15 protein-coding genes are annotated in these 16,710 nt (G+C 63.5%); 4 read left to right on the forward strand and 11 right to left on the reverse strand.

Annotated features, from left to right (window positions below):
* Positions 1 to 132: 132 nt before the first annotated feature.
* On the forward strand, positions 133 to 2,205 hold the full coding sequence (locus tag FCK22_RS09665) for an ATP-binding protein (protein ID WP_136720398.1): 2,073 nt from the start codon (positions 133 to 135) through the stop codon (positions 2,203 to 2,205).
* A gap of 31 nt (positions 2,206 to 2,236) precedes the next feature.
* Here FCK22_RS09665 and FCK22_RS09670 read toward each other — a convergent pair whose 3' ends face one another.
* A complete protein-coding gene (locus FCK22_RS09670; protein WP_282705402.1) occupies positions 2,237 to 2,857 on the reverse strand; it encodes a fumarylacetoacetate hydrolase family protein in 621 nt (206 codons plus the stop codon).
* Positions 2,854 to 3,090 carry a hypothetical protein gene (locus FCK22_RS19085; protein ID WP_211243562.1) on the reverse strand — a complete coding sequence of 79 codons (237 nt, stop codon included), beginning with the start codon at positions 3,088 to 3,090 and terminating at the stop codon, positions 2,854 to 2,856. The genes FCK22_RS09670 and FCK22_RS19085 overlap by 4 nt, the downstream gene beginning before the upstream one ends.
* A gap of 249 nt (positions 3,091 to 3,339) precedes the next feature.
* On the opposite strand from FCK22_RS19085, the gene FCK22_RS09675 reads away from it, so the two are divergent.
* Complete coding sequence (locus FCK22_RS09675) at positions 3,340 to 4,929, forward strand: ATP-binding protein (RefSeq protein ID WP_067265508.1); 1,590 nt, start codon at positions 3,340 to 3,342, stop codon at positions 4,927 to 4,929.
* Between the two features lie 25 nt (positions 4,930 to 4,954).
* Here the strand turns inward: FCK22_RS09675 and FCK22_RS09680 are convergent, their stop codons facing one another.
* From FCK22_RS09680 to FCK22_RS09690, 3 genes are all read right to left on the reverse strand, one after another.
* Positions 4,955 to 6,094: an aminotransferase class V-fold PLP-dependent enzyme gene (locus FCK22_RS09680; RefSeq protein WP_067265505.1), complete on the reverse strand. Its 1,140-nt coding sequence runs from the start codon at positions 6,092 to 6,094 to the stop codon at positions 4,955 to 4,957.
* 74 nt (positions 6,095 to 6,168) lie between these two features.
* Entirely contained in the window at positions 6,169 to 6,840 is a 672-nt protein-coding gene (locus FCK22_RS09685) for an amino acid ABC transporter permease (RefSeq protein ID WP_067265504.1), read from the reverse strand.
* An 80-nt stretch (positions 6,841 to 6,920) separates the two neighbouring features.
* Complete coding sequence (locus tag FCK22_RS09690; protein ID WP_067265501.1) at positions 6,921 to 7,730, reverse strand: ABC transporter substrate-binding protein; 810 nt, start codon at positions 7,728 to 7,730, stop codon at positions 6,921 to 6,923.
* Positions 7,731 to 7,903: 173 nt separating this feature from the next.
* Here FCK22_RS09690 and FCK22_RS09695 point away from each other — a divergent pair, with 173 nt between their 5' ends.
* Positions 7,904 to 8,560, forward strand: coding sequence for a GntR family transcriptional regulator (locus FCK22_RS09695; protein ID WP_067265499.1), 657 nt, complete (start codon positions 7,904 to 7,906; stop codon positions 8,558 to 8,560).
* A gap of 96 nt (positions 8,561 to 8,656) precedes the next feature.
* A complete protein-coding gene (gene htpX / locus FCK22_RS09700; protein ID WP_067265496.1) occupies positions 8,657 to 9,595 on the forward strand; it encodes a zinc metalloprotease HtpX in 939 nt (312 codons plus the stop codon).
* Positions 9,596 to 9,602: 7 nt separating this feature from the next.
* Here the strand turns inward: htpX and FCK22_RS09705 are convergent, their stop codons facing one another.
* The 6 genes from FCK22_RS09705 to FCK22_RS09730 form a co-directional block, all read right to left on the reverse strand.
* Positions 9,603 to 10,646, reverse strand: coding sequence for a siderophore-interacting protein (locus FCK22_RS09705; protein WP_067265494.1), 1,044 nt, complete (start codon positions 10,644 to 10,646; stop codon positions 9,603 to 9,605).
* 60 nt (positions 10,647 to 10,706) lie between these two features.
* Positions 10,707 to 12,803, reverse strand: a complete 2,097-nt coding sequence (locus tag FCK22_RS09710) for a TonB-dependent siderophore receptor (protein ID WP_067265492.1) — start codon at positions 12,801 to 12,803, stop codon at positions 10,707 to 10,709.
* A 98-nt stretch (positions 12,804 to 12,901) separates the two neighbouring features.
* The gene (locus FCK22_RS09715) at positions 12,902 to 13,726 is read right to left on the reverse strand and encodes an ABC transporter ATP-binding protein (protein ID WP_067265489.1); all 825 of its coding nucleotides are present in this window, start codon (positions 13,724 to 13,726) and stop codon (positions 12,902 to 12,904) included.
* Positions 13,723 to 14,754 carry an iron chelate uptake ABC transporter family permease subunit gene (locus FCK22_RS09720; protein ID WP_067265487.1) on the reverse strand — a complete coding sequence of 344 codons (1,032 nt, stop codon included), beginning with the start codon at positions 14,752 to 14,754 and terminating at the stop codon, positions 13,723 to 13,725. Before FCK22_RS09720 ends, FCK22_RS09715 begins: the two co-directional genes overlap by 4 nt.
* Positions 14,751 to 15,752 carry an iron ABC transporter permease gene (locus FCK22_RS09725; RefSeq protein WP_136720399.1) on the reverse strand — a complete coding sequence of 334 codons (1,002 nt, stop codon included), beginning with the start codon at positions 15,750 to 15,752 and terminating at the stop codon, positions 14,751 to 14,753. The genes FCK22_RS09720 and FCK22_RS09725 overlap by 4 nt, the downstream gene beginning before the upstream one ends.
* Positions 15,752 to 16,669: an iron-siderophore ABC transporter substrate-binding protein gene (locus FCK22_RS09730; protein WP_082852132.1), complete on the reverse strand. Its 918-nt coding sequence runs from the start codon at positions 16,667 to 16,669 to the stop codon at positions 15,752 to 15,754. Before FCK22_RS09730 ends, FCK22_RS09725 begins: the two co-directional genes overlap by 1 nt.
* Between the last annotated feature and the right edge of the window lie 41 nt (positions 16,670 to 16,710).

Here is a 16,710-nt window from a genome sequence, read left to right on the forward strand (position 1 = left end):
CCCGGCATTTGCATGCGTCCGGGTATTTTCCTTGCGTCAACAAAGAACTGTGCGGTCTAATGCCCCCGGGGCGTATCCGGCCCTCAGAAGGCCGGAGCGTGGAGGAGAGGGACCATTTTGGGCAAAGCCGGCATGGAAAAGATCAGAAATGCGCTGTCTCAGCGTGCGAAACGGATTGTCGTGCTGGTCGCGCTCTGCGCCGTTGTCCTTGGCTTTGGCCACCGGATCGAGACTCTGTCCTACCAGACCTACATGCAGGATCTGGAACTCGACACCACCTTGGAGCTGATCGAAGTCCGCGAACGGATCCGCGCGGATATCTTCGAGCAGATCCTGAAACTGCGCGAATTGGCCACCGTCATCAGCGAGAACCCGACGATCACCCAATCCGAATTCAGCGCCCGCGCGGCAGAGTTCATGGCCGAGAACCCGGATGTCATCAACCTCGCCGTGGCCCCCGACCTCGTTGTCACCATCGTCCACCCCTATGAGGCCAATCGCGGCGTGCTGGGGCTGGACTACCGCCAGAACGCCGCGCAATTGCCGAAAGTCGAACAGGCTTTGCAAAGCGGCGAGGGTCTGGTGACCGGCCCGGTCGATCTGGTGCAGGGCGGGCGCGGGCTGATCCTGCGACATCCGATCTTTGATTCAACCGGCACCAATGCCGCACCGGACACGCCTTGGGGCATCCTCTCGATGGTGGTCGATTACGACGCCCTCGTCACCCGGTTGCAAATCCCCGAACTGACCGAGAAATACGATCTGGCCATCCGCGAGTTGACGCCAGAGGGAGAGGTCGAACAGACCATCATCGGCGACCCCGAACTGACCTTGGTCGACCCGATCAAGCTCGACTTCAACTTTGCCTTCGGCACTTGGCAACTGGCCGCCACGGTCAAAGGCGGCTGGCCAGAGCACCGCCCGGACTTCTGGCTGAACTGGCTCTTGCGTCTGCAAGGCGCGCTCGGCGTTACGATTTTCGCGTGGTATATCATGCGGCTGACCGACAACCGCAAACTTGCCGAAGAACGCCTGCGCACCGGCGTCGAAGCTTTGGACCACGGTTTTGTCATGTATGACGCCAAGGGCACCTTGGTGCTTTGCAACGAAAAATACCGCGAGATTCATGGCTATAGCGACGTGGTGAAGCCCGGCTCGACCTATGAAAAAATCGTGCGGGACAGCATTCGCCGCGGCATGGTCCCCGATGCCATCGGCAAGGAAGAGGAATGGATCCGCATCTGGCTGGAAAAGCGGGAGAACGGCGCCTTCGAGACCGAGCAGCGCATGCCCGATGGTCGCATCATCCGCACGTCGGACCGGCGGATGAAGGACGGCAGCGTCGTGGGTCTGCGGATCGACGTGACCGATCTGAAAAAGGCGCTTTTGACCGCCGAGGACGCGAACAAGGCCAAGACAGACTTCATGGGCGTGCTGAGCCATGAGCTACGCACGCCGCTGACCGTCATTCTGGGCCATGTCCGTCTTGCGCGGCATTTCGACCGGACCCCGGCAGCGCGTGATCTATGCGCCGCCATCGAGGCTGATCCCCAGACCCGCGAAACGCTCTCCCCCAAGCTGTCGGCGACCATGTCCAAACTGGGTGACATCATGCAAACGGTCGAGCGGTCGGGCAATCACCTGCTGACCCTGATCAACGAGGTGCTTGACTTTGCCAAGATCGACGCGGGCAGCCTGTCCATTGCGATGGAGCCGGTGCAGATTGACGATATCGTCACCCCGACCGCAGATCAGCTGCGCCCGATGGTCGAGGACAAAGGGCTGAAGTTAAAGGTGAAATCGGCCAGCGGCGTGATGCTGGCGGATGGCAAACGCATTCAGCAGGTGTTGATCAACCTGCTGAGCAATGCGACGAAATTCTCCGACGAAGGGACCATTTCGCTGACCTGCCGCATCCGGGGAGAGGTGGTGGAATTCCGCGTGACGGATTCCGGCATCGGCATCCCCGAAGATGAGCTTGAGCGCGTTTTCGAACCCTTCCATCAGGTCGATTCCACCGCCACCCGGCGCTTTGGCGGCACCGGGCTGGGCCTTGCGATTTCGCGCGACATCGCCACCGCCCATGGCGGCAGCCTTGTTGCGACCAGCATCATGGGCAAGGGCAGCAGCTTTTTGCTGACCCTGCCCCTGCGCCCTGCCATTGCCCTCGCCGCCGCCGAAGCGCGGGAGGCCGAGGTGGCTTGAACGCCGCGCCTCGGCTCTTCGATATCGCGGCTCACCGCGCGGGAAGGTGCTCCACCACTTGCTCCTGCTCGCCCAGCCCTTGCACGCCCAGCCGAACCCGGTCGCCGGGGCTGAGATAGCGCTGCGGTTTCAGCCCCATGCCCACGCCCGGCGGGGTGCCCGTGCAGATCAGGTCGCCCGGCTCCAACTGGATGAATTCCGACATGTAGGAGATAATCGTCGCCACATTGAAAATCATCTTTTCGGTAGAGCCGTCTTGCAGCCGCTCGCCATTGATCTCAGTCCAAAGCGACAGCTTGCCCGGATCGCCCAGCTCATCCCCCGTCACGAGCACCGGCCCTGTCGGGCAAAAGTTGGGAAAGCTCTTGCCCTTGACCCATTGCCCGCCCCGCTCGGCCTGCCACGCGCGCTCGGACACGTCGTTGACGACGCAATAGCCCAGCACATGATCCAGCGCCCGATCGCGGCTGACGTTCAAGGTGGTGCGCCCGATCACCACACCCAACTCGACCTCCCAATCAAGCTTGCTCATCTCCTTGGAATAGAGAAGCGGATCGTTCGGCCCGCAATAGGTTCGGCTGGCCTTGTTAAACAGGATCGGCTCGCGCGGCACCTCCATGCCCGACTCCGCCGCATGGTCGGAATAGTTCAACCCGACGCCCAGATGTTGCGCGGCTGGCTGACCGGTGCGGCGATGCGCTGGCCTTGGGTCTGGGCCAGCGGCAGCCCTTCCAGATCGACGCCCTTAAACACATCGCGCAGCGTCGGGATCGTCTCGGGCGTGAAGTCTGGCACAAGGGCGCTGACGTCTCGCGGCTGCCCTCCCGCATCCAGCACCACCGGCGTTTTCGCGCCGTCCCGCGCCCCGTATCGCATCAATCGCATGGTCAAATCTCCCCTCTTCGCAACCCTCGTTGGCCGTACCATAGCTGCTGGATTTACGATGACCACCGCTTTGCAAAGTGGCGCACTCGCCCCCTGCCAATCGGCATCCGTCTGCTTACCGGGGTAAAAAGTCTTGTTCTTGCCCCAATTTAGTCGTTGCGGCATTGGCAGCGGTGCCCGCGGGGGATACCTTGGGTGTACATCTGCCCACGCGCCAAGACAGATGCAAAGACCACGACAGAGGCAAATATGAACGACTTTTACAACGCTTTGGCGGATTTCGACGATCCGCTGCGGCAACTCTATATGCTTGCTGTCGAACCTGACCTCTCTGTCGAAGACAAGATCGCCAAGCTTTTGCAACTGGGCACAGAGGCGCTCGACCTCGAACTTGGCATCGTCTCCCGCGTGGATCACCCGGTCTATGAATGCGTCTATGTTCATGGGCCCGATTGGGCACCCGCCCCCGGCAGCACCTTCGACATCAATGGCACCTATTGCCTGCATACGCTTGGCAACGATGATGTGACGTCTTTTCACCACGCGGGCCAGCAAGAGATTTCGGCCCATCCCTGCTATGAGAACTTTGGGCTGGAAAGCTACATTGGGGCACCGCTGAAAATCGGCGATGCGCTCTTTGGGACGTTGAACTTTTCCGGCACCGCCCCGCGCCCCGCCCCGTTCAGCAAGGCGCAGACCCAATTCGTCCAGTTCCTCGCCCGCTGGCTGAGCAGCGAGCTCTCGCGGCAATCCGAGCGCCGCGCGCTGCGCGAACAGCGCGGGCTGCTCAAGGCGATGGTCGATGCCGTGCCCGAGGCAATCATCATGGCCGATCCCAACCGCCGCGTGGCCATGGTGAACCCGGCGGTCGAAACACTGTTCGGCTACAGCCCCGACGCGCTTCTGGGGCGACAGACGGCGGTTCTTTACGAGACCCTCGGCAGCTACGAACGTATGGGCGAAGAGCTTTCGAATGCAGGCACGGCCAGCAAGGAAAGCGGCTTTACCGTCGCCTGCCGCCGCGCCGATGGCTCTACTTTCGAGGGGCAAGTCGCCACCGCCAAGGTCGAGACCGACCGCGGTGAGCATCTGGGCTATCTCGGCGTGGTGCGCGATGTCAGTGAGCAGCGCGAGTTTGAGCGCGCCAAGGACCAGCTTATCGCCACCGTCAGCCACGAGATGAAAACCCCGCTGACCGCGCTGACCGGGGCGCTGCGCCTGCTTGAGTTGAACCCGGACGATCTGCCGCCGCAAAAGCGCAAACTGTTGCAGCTTGCGATGCGCAACGCGCGGGCGATCGATCAGATGGTGGGGGATATTCTGGATGTCGAAACCCTGCGCAGACCGGATCAATCGGGGTTTTCCGAACGCCCCTTGGCACCGCTCTTGGCCCAAGCCTCGGAGACCTTGGTCTCCTACGCGAAAGAGCGCGGCGTTGGCTTGGAAATGACCCCGTCCGAGGCCCCCGCACCGCTGTTGCGGCTGCACGAAGGGCGGCTCACGCGGCTGTTGTCGAACCTGCTGTCGAACGCGATCAAAGCCTCGGACGAAGGCGGCACGGTTCAGCTTGGTCTTTCGGAAGATGGCACCGGTTTCTGGGTCAAAGACCACGGCAGCGGCCTGCCTTTGGAACTGCAACCGGTTCTTTTCGAACGGTTTTCCCGCGGCTCCAGCTACCGGGTCAAAGAGGGGCATGGGCTGGGGATGAGCATCGTCAAAGCCATTGTCGACCAACACCTTGGGGAAATCCGCTTTGAAACCGCCGAGGGCGAAGGCACGACCTTCTTCGTAGACTTCCCGCCGCTCGAAGGGCGGCCGGATGCGATGGCCGCCTCCTGACGGCGCATCGCGGCCCCGGCGGGGGTCAGGTCAGAAAAGCCCGAAGCGCGTGCAGCGTGCGGTCGATCCCGGTGGCGGTGGTCAGCACCCCCGGCGACATGCGCAGGGTCTGGCTGCGGTTGTCGACGTAAATCTCCAGCGCCGCCAACTGCGCCACCACATCCGCCGCGTCGATGTGATCGGGCAGAACCACCATGAGACTGCCGCCCCGCTGATCCGGGTCCGCCGGGCTGGCAAGGGTGAGGCCCATCCCCTCAAGCCCCGCCTGTAGCTGCGTGGTCAGCTTGCGGTTATGCGCCGCCAAGGCTTCGGTGTTCTGCCCCATGCGCCATTTCATCGCCGGCAGACTGGCCACCGCAGGAACGGTCGAGGGCGTGCCACTGTCGAGCCGCCGAATGTCGGGCGCGAATTCGAAAGCGTCGAGATCCCATGAGAACGGATTGCCTTGCGAGAACCAGCCGCGCATCTCGGGCTGGCACTGCGGGATCAGATCGGCATCCATATAGACGATCCCCGCCCCCGGCGTGCCGCACATCCATTTGAGGCTGGTCGACAGGGCGAAATCGACGCGCGGCGCGGTCACGTCATAGGGCAGCAGCCCCACGGCCTGCGTCATATCCACCCCGATGAGCGACCCCATCTTGCGGCCATGCGCCACCAATTGCGGGATGTCCAACCGGTGCGAGGTCGTCGAGCTGACCCAAGTGAGCAGGGCCAGCGCCACCTCCTCATCCCAATGGGCGATGATGTCTTCGGCCTCGACCCAATGCCCCCCTTGCCGGATCGGCACAGTGTTCAACGTGAAACCAAAACGCTTCGACAGGCCGGTGAGCAGGAAGTGCAGAGAGGGGAAACCATCCTCAGCCACCAAGACCTTCTTGCCGCGCAGGGTCCCTTCGGGCAGCGCACCGATGACGGCCATCAGCCCGGTGGTGACGCTCTCTGTCGTGGTGACGGTGCCCTTCGGCGCGCCGATCAACTCGGCCCAGAGGTCAATGAACTGCTGGCGCTTGGGCAAGACATCGGCCCATTGATCGCCATTGGGCGCGGCCCATGCATCGGTGAAATCGGTGAGCCCGGCCAGCATATCCGCATGTTTGCCGGGGTATTGGCCGATGGAGTGATAAAGGAGATAGGCGTCGCCCGTTCCTGTTTCTGTGGACATTGTAATCTCCGTAGGGTGTTGGCCGCGCAGGCGCGCGGGGCGGTAGTTTTGTGGGGGGACGGGGCCGCTTCGGCTCAGCGGTAGCCGCGCTTGTAATGCTGCTCTAGCCAGCCGGTGAAACGGACCATCGGCCAAAGGATCGCGATGTAGATCAGCGCGGCCAGCAGCAGCGGCGTCGGATTGGCGAAAAGCGCCTGCGCGTCGGTGGCCTGTTTCAGCAGATCATCCATCGCCACGACCGAGGCGAGCGAGGTGTCTTTCATGATCGCCACCGCATAGGAGGCCAGCGGCGGGATCATCATCCGAAACGCCTGCGGCAGGATCACCTTGCGCATGGTGGTAAAGAAAGACAGGCCAAGCGCATCGCAGGCCTCGAACTGGCCGCGCGGCACGGCTTCGATCCCCGCGCGTACGACCTCTGCCGTATAGGCCGCCAGCACCAGCGCCAGCGCAATGGTTGCCCCCACGAATGAGGAAAACACGATGCCCGCGAAGGGCAGCGCGTAGTAGACAAGGATCAGCACCACCAGCACCGGAATGGCGCGGAAGATATCCGTATACAGAACCGCCAGCAGCCGGAACGGCTTGGCCGCGTAAAGCCGCACCAGACAGACCAGCACGCCAAGGATACCGCCAAAGAAAATCGCCGAAGCGCCCAGCAGGATGGTGTTGAGCAGCCCGCGCATCAAGATCGGGAAAGCGCGGCGCATCACGTCGAGATTGAAGAAGATGTCGATGATTTCCATTGCGCAGTCCGTCAGTTTGATCGCAGGGGGCGAGCTTTGGGCCGTGGGCGGAGCGGCGCCCCGCCCACGGCCCAAAGGTATCAGTCAGCCGAGGTGGGCACCGGCAGCGGGGTCACCGCAAGGCTGCCTTCGGCAGGGGCCACGCCGAGCCATTTCTCATAGAGCGCCGCCATGGTGCCGTCCTCTTTCATTGAAGAGATCGCATCGTTGACCGCCTCCAGATGCTCAGAGCCCTTGGGCATCATAATCGCGAATTTATCGCCCGTCGGAATCTCGACCGAGACCTGCAAGCCCTGCATCGTCGGCTGGGCAAAGGCGTAGCGCAGGCTGACGATATCGTTCACCGCCGCATCGATCCGGCCACTGCGCAGATCGGTCAGCATATTGGCGGTGGTGTCATAGCTGGAATAGGATTTATAGCCGAGCTCACCCTCCCGCTCTTTCAACCAGTTCTCTGGGAAGGATGTGGCGATGGAACCGATGCGTTTGCCCTCCAGCCCGTCGAGATCGGCAATCCCGGCGTCGGTCTTGGTGCCGACCCCCAATGCGCCCGAGAAATAGGGCTGCGTGAAAGACTGCGCTTCAAGCCGTTCATCGGTGATGGTGAGCGAGGAAATCACCGCATCCACCCGGCCAGAGGCGGTGGCCACGAAAAGCGCGCGGAAGTCGTAGCCGCTGATTTCGGTCGTCTTGCCGAGCCGGGCGGCGACCTCATTGATGATGTCGACCTCGAACCCCTCGAAGGTGCCCGCTTCGTTCTTGAACTCCCACGGCGGGTTCGCCGGGTAAGAGCCGATTTTCAGCACATCCTGCGCCATGGCAGAGACGCCCGACATTGTCGTCAGCGCCGCGACGGTGAGGCCAACGATCAGATTATTTTTCAGATTCATGTTTTACTCCCTGTGAACACCCCCGCGCAGCGCGGCAAGCTTCCCCCTATTGGCTGCCAGCTTTCGTATACGAATTCAATTGAATTTTACAAGTATGCAAACTTATACCTAGCCATAAGCGTATTTCTTGCGCATGCTCGGCCTGCAATCGCATACTTTTCAGAGAGGTCGGAATGCCCCGCTCAGCCAAGCGCCACATGAAAGATCAGATTTACGACATCTTCCTCGGGCGCATTCAGCGGGGCGAGATCAGCCATGGCGACCGCTTTGTCGACACCGCCGTCGCCGAAGAGTTCAACGTCTCGCGGATGCCGGTGCGCGATGCGCTAATGCGCCTGTCGCATGAAGGCTACCTCGACAGCACGACGCGGGGCTTCACCCTGCCCAACCTGTCGATGCGCCAGATTTGCGAGATTTTCGAGTTGCGCCGCCTGCTGGAGCCGCGCGCCGCAGCGCTGGCCACCAACCAGCTGACCGATGAGGACATCGCCACCCTGACCCGCGCGGTGGAACAATCCGAGCGCACGTTGGAAACCGGCGATATCGAAAGCCTCTATGCCGCGTCCGAAGACATCCGCCGCACTTGGATCATGGCGGTGCCCAACATCGAGTTGCGGGACACGATCCTGCGCTACATGGCCCAAATTCAGGCCGTTCGCATGGCCACGCTGCGCGACGCGGTCGCGCATGAAACCCTTGTGGAATTGCAGCGCGACATGTTGCGCGCCTTTACTGCCCGCGACGCGGCCAAGGTCGAGCTTTTGCTGCTGCGCTACGTTCTGGCCGGAGAGGACAGCTTCCTGCGGCTGAAAGCCAGAGAGCAGGCGTAAACCGACGAAGCGACCGACCCTGCCCGCTCGGCCTGCCTTGCACCGCGCCGAACCTGCCCCATATCTCTTTGCAAAGGACAACCGCGAGAGACCAAGATGGGCTATGTAAAGACAGCGATGCTGATGGCGGCGATGACCGCGCTTTTCATGGGGGTCGGCTATCTGATCGGCGGATCGGGCGGTGCGCTGATCGCGCTGGTGGTGGCGGCGGGGATGAACGCCTTCACCTGGTGGAACTCCGACCGCATGGTGCTCAAGATGCACAATGCGCAGCCCGTCTCGCCGGGAGACCGCGCGGGGCTCTACGCCATGACGGCAGAGCTTGCGCGGAATGCGGGTCTGCCTGAGCCCAAGGTCTATCTGATCGACACGCCCCAGCCCAACGCCTTCGCCACCGGGCGCAATCCGGCCAATGCTGCCGTGGCGGTGACCAAAGGGCTGATGCAAAGCCTCAGCCGCGAGGAACTGGCGGGCGTCATCGCACATGAGCTGGCCCATATCCGCAACCATGACACGGCCATCATGACCGTGACGGCCACTTTCGCCGGTGCGATTTCGATGCTGGCGAATTTCGCGCTGTTCTTCGGCGGCGCGCGTGAGCGGATGGGGATGATCGGGACGTTGATGATGATGTTCCTCGCCCCCATGGCCGCCGCGCTGGTGCAGATGGCGATCAGTCGGACGCGGGAATATGCCGCCGATAAGGCGGGGGCCGAGATCTGCGGCCATCCGCTCTGGCTCGCCTCCGCGCTTGAAAAGATCGCCATGGGGGCTGCGCGGATCGACAATCACGCGGCAGAGCGCAACCCGGCCACGGCGCATATGTTCATCATCAACCCGCTACACGCACATAAACATGACAGTCTTTTCGCCACCCACCCGGCGACGGAGAACCGCATCGCAGCTCTGCGTGCGATGACACCCAACGCCGCGCGAGGGCGCGCCGAAAGCCCGCGCCCCACCAGCAGCGCGACCATCAGCAGCAGCCGCATCCCGAAAACCGGCAGACGCCGCGACGCGGGGCCGTGGCGCTAGGGCGCGCTTAGCCCCGCCGCCAGTAGGCGGTGCAAATCTGGCGGGTTTTATCCATGCCGAGCTGGGTTTTGAAATGCCCGCGCAATTGCTGCGCGTTCTGGAACTCCCCGGCGAAAAAGGCATAGCCTAAACCGTCATCCGTCAGCGCCTGCGCATGGCCAAGCACTTCGGCCTCGAAGGTGGCGGGCGGCAGGGCATGGACGCGCAGCTTGGTCTTGGGCAGGTAGTCGCGATACGACACGCCGCGCGGCAGGGCCGCCACCACATCGCCCACCGCATCTTCCGGCAGCCGCGCCAAAAGCTGCGCTACGGCGGGCAGCCCCGTGCCATCGGCGGCGAGGAAATAGGAAGAGGCTTTCGGCAAGGCGCTGATGCCCACCGGCCCCATCGCACCGATCCGTTGCCCGGCATGGGCGTTCTGCGCCCATTGCGAGATCAGGCCCGAGCCGTGGCGGACCACGTCGATATCGACCTCTTCGCGCTCAAGGCGTATGTTCTTGAGCGTGACATAGCGGGCGTGCAACTCATCCGCACCCTTGGGCCAAACCGGCGCGCCATTGGCGCCCATCACCGGCCAGACCGGCGTGCGGCTGGCATCGCGCGGCAGGATCAGGCGCAGATGGATGCCCTGCGGGGCAAGCTCGGCAATATCCGGGTAATGCAGGGTGACGCGCTGCATCCCTTCGAAGAGGATTTCGCTGTTCAGCACCTCCAACAAGCGGAAGTTCTGCGGCGTCTCTCCGGCCTCTTGCGCCACTCCCTGCCAGCGGATGCGATCGGCCAGCGCGGGGTCAAACTCCGCCACATGATGGACCATGCCCTCTTTCGAGAATTGCATGGCGTTTTCGCCGGGAGCTTGCAGGCTGACCTCCAGCCCACGCGGGCAAAGATCGAATTCCACCCGGTAGCCGTCTTGCTCAAACACATGACCCGTCGGCCCCTTGGCGCGAAACGCCATGCCGTGATCATCGACAAGATGCGACAGGATTTGCGAGAGCATCTCCTGCGGGGCATCCATGGGGATGGTGGTCTTGGCTTTGGCGATGGTCATCCGTGGCTCCTCCCGGTCAAAAGAAAGCGCGGCACACGAGGGGAGTGCCGCGCTCTAGGCTCACCAGCTATGGGCCAGCTTCACGGTGACTTCACGGCCGGGGCTGTAGAAGTCAGCGTAGAAACCGCCGAAGGAGGTGTGCTTTTCGTCGAACAGGTTGGTGACATTGGCCGACAGGGTAGTCTGCTCGGACAGATCATAGCTGACCGCGGCGTCGACCACGACAAAGCTGCCGGTCTCACCCGTGGTGTTGCTGTCGCTATAGTAGTAGCCGCTGTTAAACCGCGCGCCCAAACCGACTGTCAGATCACCACGGCCAAGGTTTTCCCAAGTCCGGCTGGCCCAGATCGAAGCGACGTTTTCAGGCACCAGACCGGGGCGGTTGCCGACATTGCCCGCGGTGCCGTTCTCTTTGATCTCGGCATCCAGATAGCTGTAGGCGGCGGTGAGGGTATAGGCGCCCATCTCGGCCTTGGCTTCCAGATCAATGCCGCGCACGCCGATCTCACCGATGGTTTCCGGCAGGTTGGTCGCGGGATTGGTGCGGGTGATGTTGCTTTTCGACAGGTCATAGACCGAGGCCGTCAACAGCGCGTTGGTCCCCATAGGCTGCCATTTGGTGCCCAGCTCGAACTGCTCGCCCTCTTCCGGCTCGACGCCAAAGCCTGCGGGCACGACCGACTGTGCGTAGTTCCCAAAGACCGAGAGGTTGGGTTTGATCTTATAGGTCAGACCCAGGCGGCCTGTCGTCTCGCTGATGTCGTTGGTCTGCACCGTGCCGGCAAGGTTGTTGGTCTCTGTCACGTCGATCCAGTCGTGACGTAGCCCGAAGGAGGCGATGAAACGCTCGTTCCAGTTCAGCTCTTGCTGAGCGTAGATCGCTTTGCCTTCCGTCTCGGTATCGAGATCGGCATACATCGGCACGCTGGTCGGACGGCCCGTATAGGTCGGATCATCACGGTCAACCGAAGGCGCCGCGCCGTAGAAGCGCTGGTCGGATTCGTCGGACCACGAGAATTCGACGCCCGCCGTGGTGGTGCTGGCCGCCCCGCCAAAGAATCCTTCATAGGTCAGATGCAGGTCGGAGATCATGCTCTCGCTGGTGCCATCGCTGCCAAAGAACGCGCGATCCACGGTGTCGTCATCCGGCGTATAGTCGCTGACATAGGCATAGCCGAAGTCATCGGCGCTGTCGCTGTAGCGCAGGGTGCCGCCAAAGCTCAGCCCGTTGCCAAAGTCATGCGCGCCCAGAACAGAGACGGTCGTCCGCTCGGTGCCGCGGTAGTTATAGTCAGGCTCGCCGTAGAACACATCGCTGCGGTCAAAATCGCCGCCCGCCGGGAAACCGCCGCTGCCGGGCACGGAGTCGCGGTCAAGGTGGTCGACGATCACGGTCAGTTCCGACGCATCGGAGGGGCGCCATGTCAGGCCACCCATCGCGAAAACCTCATCGTTCTCGGAATAGGGATACTCAAGCTCGCCATTGCGCAGCAGGCCGGTGAAACGGTAGCTGAGCGTGCCTTCCTCATCCAGCTTGTCGCCGAAATCCACACCGGTTTCCAAGCTGCCATAGGAGTCGACCGAGGTGTAGACACTGCCAAAACGTTCGTCACGGGGGCGTTTGCTGACATAGTTGACCGAGCCGCCGGGATCGGAGAGGCCGAAGGTCGACGACGACGCGCCGCGGATCACTTCGACGCGCTCATAGGCGAAAGGCTCTTCGCGGACGGCGCCAAAGTTCGCACCCAGGGTCAGCCCATCGCGGTAGGTATAGGCTTCGAACCCGCGCAGGATGAAATAGTCGAACCGGTCATCCGCGCCATAGCTGTCGGTGTTCGCACCGGCGGTGTAGTTCAACACCTGCTCCACGCTATCCGCACCGCGGGCTTCGATCTCGCGGCTGGTGATGACCGAGACGCTGGCCGGGATGTCGATGATCTCACCCGACAGTTTGCCGCCGCTGCTGATCTCGCTGGCGACAACCGTTTCGGCATCCGCCGCGCCCGAAGTCTGCGCCTCGGCTTCGAGGATCACGTCATCCAACTGGTAGGCCTCTTGTGCGTAAAGCGTGCCCGGCACCAGCGCCGTACAGCACAAAAGCGCCGTCTTGAGAGAGCCGCGCCCCAGTTGCAAAGGGATGAGTTTGGAAGAGGACATGGCGGTCTCCGTAATAACCTAGTGAATCAGTCGGGATTCCCTTACCCCTATGATACGGAGGAGACCAGAGTCAATCTGACTAAATTAGTCAGTTATTTTTAGGCCGCGGCATTCTTGCGTGGCGGCCCGATCTTGTGACGCCCAATCGGCACCATGCAGGGGGTCTGCGAGACCGGATCGTTGACGATACGGCACGACAGGCCAAAGACGGTTTTCACCAGTTCCTCGGTCAGGACCTCGGCGGGCGGCCCCTCGGCGCGGATGCCGCCATCGCCCACGGCGATCAGGTGATCGGCATAGCGCGCGGCGAGGTTCAGATCATGCAGCACCATGACAATCGTCGTGCCCTGCGCCATGTTGAGATCGACCAGCAGGTCCAGCACCTCGACCTGATGCGCCACGTCCAGAAAAGTCGTCGGCTCGTCCAGCAGCAGCAGATCGGTCTCTTGCGCCAGGGCCATGGCGATCCAGACCCGCTGGCGTTGACCGCCCGACAGGGTGTCGAGATCGCGCTCGGCCAGTTCCTCGGTCCCCGTCGCGGCCAGCGCGCGGGCCACGGCGCGGTCATCCTCTGCCGACCAGCGCGAGAACAGCCCCTGATGCGGATGCCGCCCGCGCCCGACCAGATCGGCCACGGCGATCCCCTCAGGCGCGATGGGCGATTGCGGCAGCAGCCCCATGACCTGCGCCAGCTTGCGCGATTTCATTTGGTGCACCGCTTCGCCATCCAGCAGAACCGCACCGGACTTGGGCTGCAAAATCCGCGCCAGCGTTCGCAAAAGCGTTGACTTGCCCGAGGCGTTCCCGCCCACGATGGCCGTGATCTTCCCCGCCGGGACGGTGAGCGTCACCCCCTCCAAAATCACGCGCTTTTCATAGCCCGCGCCCAGATCGCGCGTTTCAAGACGGTGGTCGTGGGTCATAGGGTGCCCCCATTTCTATTGGCGCGAACGATGAGATACAAAAGGAAGGGCGCGCCGACCGCGCCGGTGACGACCCCCACGGGCAAGCGGGCGGGCAGCAGGAACTGCCCCACGAAATCGCCCGCGATGACCAGCAAAGCGCCAACCAGCCCGGCCCCCAACAGCAACCCGGTCGTGCCCGGCAAAAGCCGCGCCGCGATGGGGCCAGAGAGAAAGGCGACAAAGGCAATCGGCCCGGTCGCTGCCGTGGCGATGGCCACAAGGCCAACGGCGGCCAGTGTCACCCGCAGCCGCGTGGCGTCAGCACGCACGCCAAGCGCTTCGGCGGTGTCATCGCCAAGGCGCAGCACCTCCAAGTCGCGGGCGGTAACGGCCAAGAGCCCGCCGAAGACCAACAGTGCCCCGGCCACGGGCAGCGCTTGGACGAGTTGCATGCCGTTGAGGCTGCCGGTCAGCCAGCGCATCGCCTCGGCCCGGTCCCATGCAGGCGCTTCGAGCAGCACATAGGCCGTCACACTGTCGAGCATGGCAGAGACGCCGATGCCGATCAGAATTAACCGCGCCCCTGCGGCACCGCGCCGCGAGGACAGCGCCCAGATCATCGCCGCGACCCCAAGCCCTGCCACAACCGCGACGAGCGACACCAGCCAACCGTCGAGGGCCAGAATGACGATGGCAAAGACCGCCGCCGCACCTGCGCTGGCGCTGATGCCGATGATATCGGGGCTGGCCAGCGGGTTGCGCAGCATGATCTGAAACGCCACCCCGCCCAAGCCAAAGCTGGCCCCGGCCAAGAGCCCCATGACCGCGCGCGGCAGGCGCAAATCGGCCACCACGAATGAGGCATTGGCCCCCGGCGCCCCCCTCAGCGCAGCCCAGACATCGCCCGGCGGCAGGCAACCACGCCCGCAGCTCAGTGTCAGAAGCATAAGCGCAGAAACGAGCGCGGCCAGTGCGACCAGCACCTGAACACGCCGCGTCGCGGCAGGGCGGAAACGGCGGGGTGCGGTGATGGTCACATCGCTCATAGCCCGCGCATCCTGTGATTGCGCACCGTCCAGATAAAGAAGGGCGCGCCGACAAAGGCCGTGACGATGCCCACGTCCAACTCATTCGGGCGGGCGATGACGCGGCCCAGCACATCCGACAGCCCCAGCATGGAGGCCCCCGCCAAGGCCGAGAGCGGCAGCACCAGCCGGTAATCGACACCCGCGATCATCCGACACAGATGCGGCACCACCAGTCCGACAAAGCCGATCGGCCCGCAAAGCGCCGTCGCCGTGCCGCAAAGGACCACCGCCCCCGCCGCCGCCATGACCCGGCCCAAGGCGACGCTCTGGCCAAGGCCGGTGGCTAGTTCTTCGCCCAAGGCCAATGCGTTAAGCACCCGGGCCGAGGCGAGGCTCAGCGCCAGCCCCACCAGCGCGAAGGGCAAGGCGGGCAAAAGCGTCTCGAAACTCGCGCCGCCGATGCCACCGACCTGCCAAGATTGCACGGAGCCCGCGATGTCATTGCGTGGCAGCACCACCGCGATGATGAAGGCCGACACCGCGACGGAGGTCGCGGTGCCCGCAAGGGTCAGCTTGAGCGGCGTCGCCCCGCCCTGCCCGGCAGAGCCGATCAGATAGACGAAAACCGCCGTGACCCCGGCCCCGGCGATGCCGAGCCACAGAAAGCTCTGCGCGCCGCTGATGTCGAACCAAGCGATGCCCACCACGACAAAAAGCGCTGCCCCCGCGTTGACGCCCAGAATGCCCGGATCGGCCAAAGGGTTGCGGCTGATGCCCTGCATCACCGCGCCTGCAAGACCAAGCGCCGCGCCCGCCAAGATCGCCAGCGCCGTGCGCGGCATCCGCACCGCGACCGCCGCCGCGCCGATGGTCTCGATCCGGCCGGTCATGCCCGCCCAGATCTCGCCCCACGGCACCGCGCGCGCGCCCACGGTCAGCGACAGGCCGGTCATCAGCAGCAGCAGGCCCAGCAAAAGCGCGAGGCCCGCCAGCCGTTGGGGGCGCTGCACCTGCATTATTCGCCGCGCGTGGCGGCGGCGCTCAGCCGCGCGAGGTAGTCGTCGAGCACATAGTCGATCGACAAGGGCGTCGGGTTCGCGGCGGTTCCCATCGGGTCATTCGCCAAAAGCACGACCGAGCCGCGGGCGACTGCCGGGAAACGCGCGATCAGCGGGTTTTTGGCCAGTTCGTCCAACCGCGCCTGATCGCCATAGGTCACCACAACGTCTACATCGTCAAACAGGTCGATCCGCTCGGCGCTCACCCGGCCTGAATATTTCCCGGCCTCGCTGGCCTCGCGCACCGCCTGCGGCGTCGCCATGCCGAGGTCTGTCAGGAATTGCACCCGCTGGTCGGCGGCGGCGTAGAAACCGATGGTGCTGAGGTCACGCGGGTCAAGGTGGGTCACGAACATACCGGTCTTGCCCGCCAGTTCGGGATGCGCCGCGCGGGCGGTCGCGATCCGCTCTTCGATCTCGGCGACCATCGCCTCGCCCTCTTCGGCCATGCCAAGGCCCGCCGCGTTCTGGCGGATCATCTCGCGCCATGTCGTGGTCCATGCCGCTTCGGGGTAGGCGACGACCGGGGCAATGCGGCTGAGGGTTTCATAGTCCGACTGCGACAGGCCAGAATAAGCGGCGAGGATCACATCGGGCTGGGTGCTGGCCACGGCCTCAAAATCGATACCGTCGCCCTCGTCAAAGAGCGTTGGCACTTCGGCGTCGAGCGCGTCCAGCCGTTCGATCACCCAAGGCAGCAGCCCGTCGCCATCGTCATCCCCCCATGAGGCGCGGGCGAAGCCGACCGGCACAATGCCAAGCGCCAAGGGCACTTCGTGATTGGCCCAACCGACCGAGGCGACCCGCTCGGGCCGCTCTTCGATGGTGGTTTCGCCAAAGGCGTGTTCGACGGTAACGGGAAAGTCCTGCGCCATGGCGGCGGTCGCGCCAAAAGCCAAGCAAATGAATGACAACG

It is taken from the genome of Sulfitobacter sp. 15WGC (assembly GCF_005068605.1).
GTDB classification, from domain to species: Bacteria; Pseudomonadota; Alphaproteobacteria; order Rhodobacterales; family Rhodobacteraceae; genus Sulfitobacter; species Sulfitobacter faviae.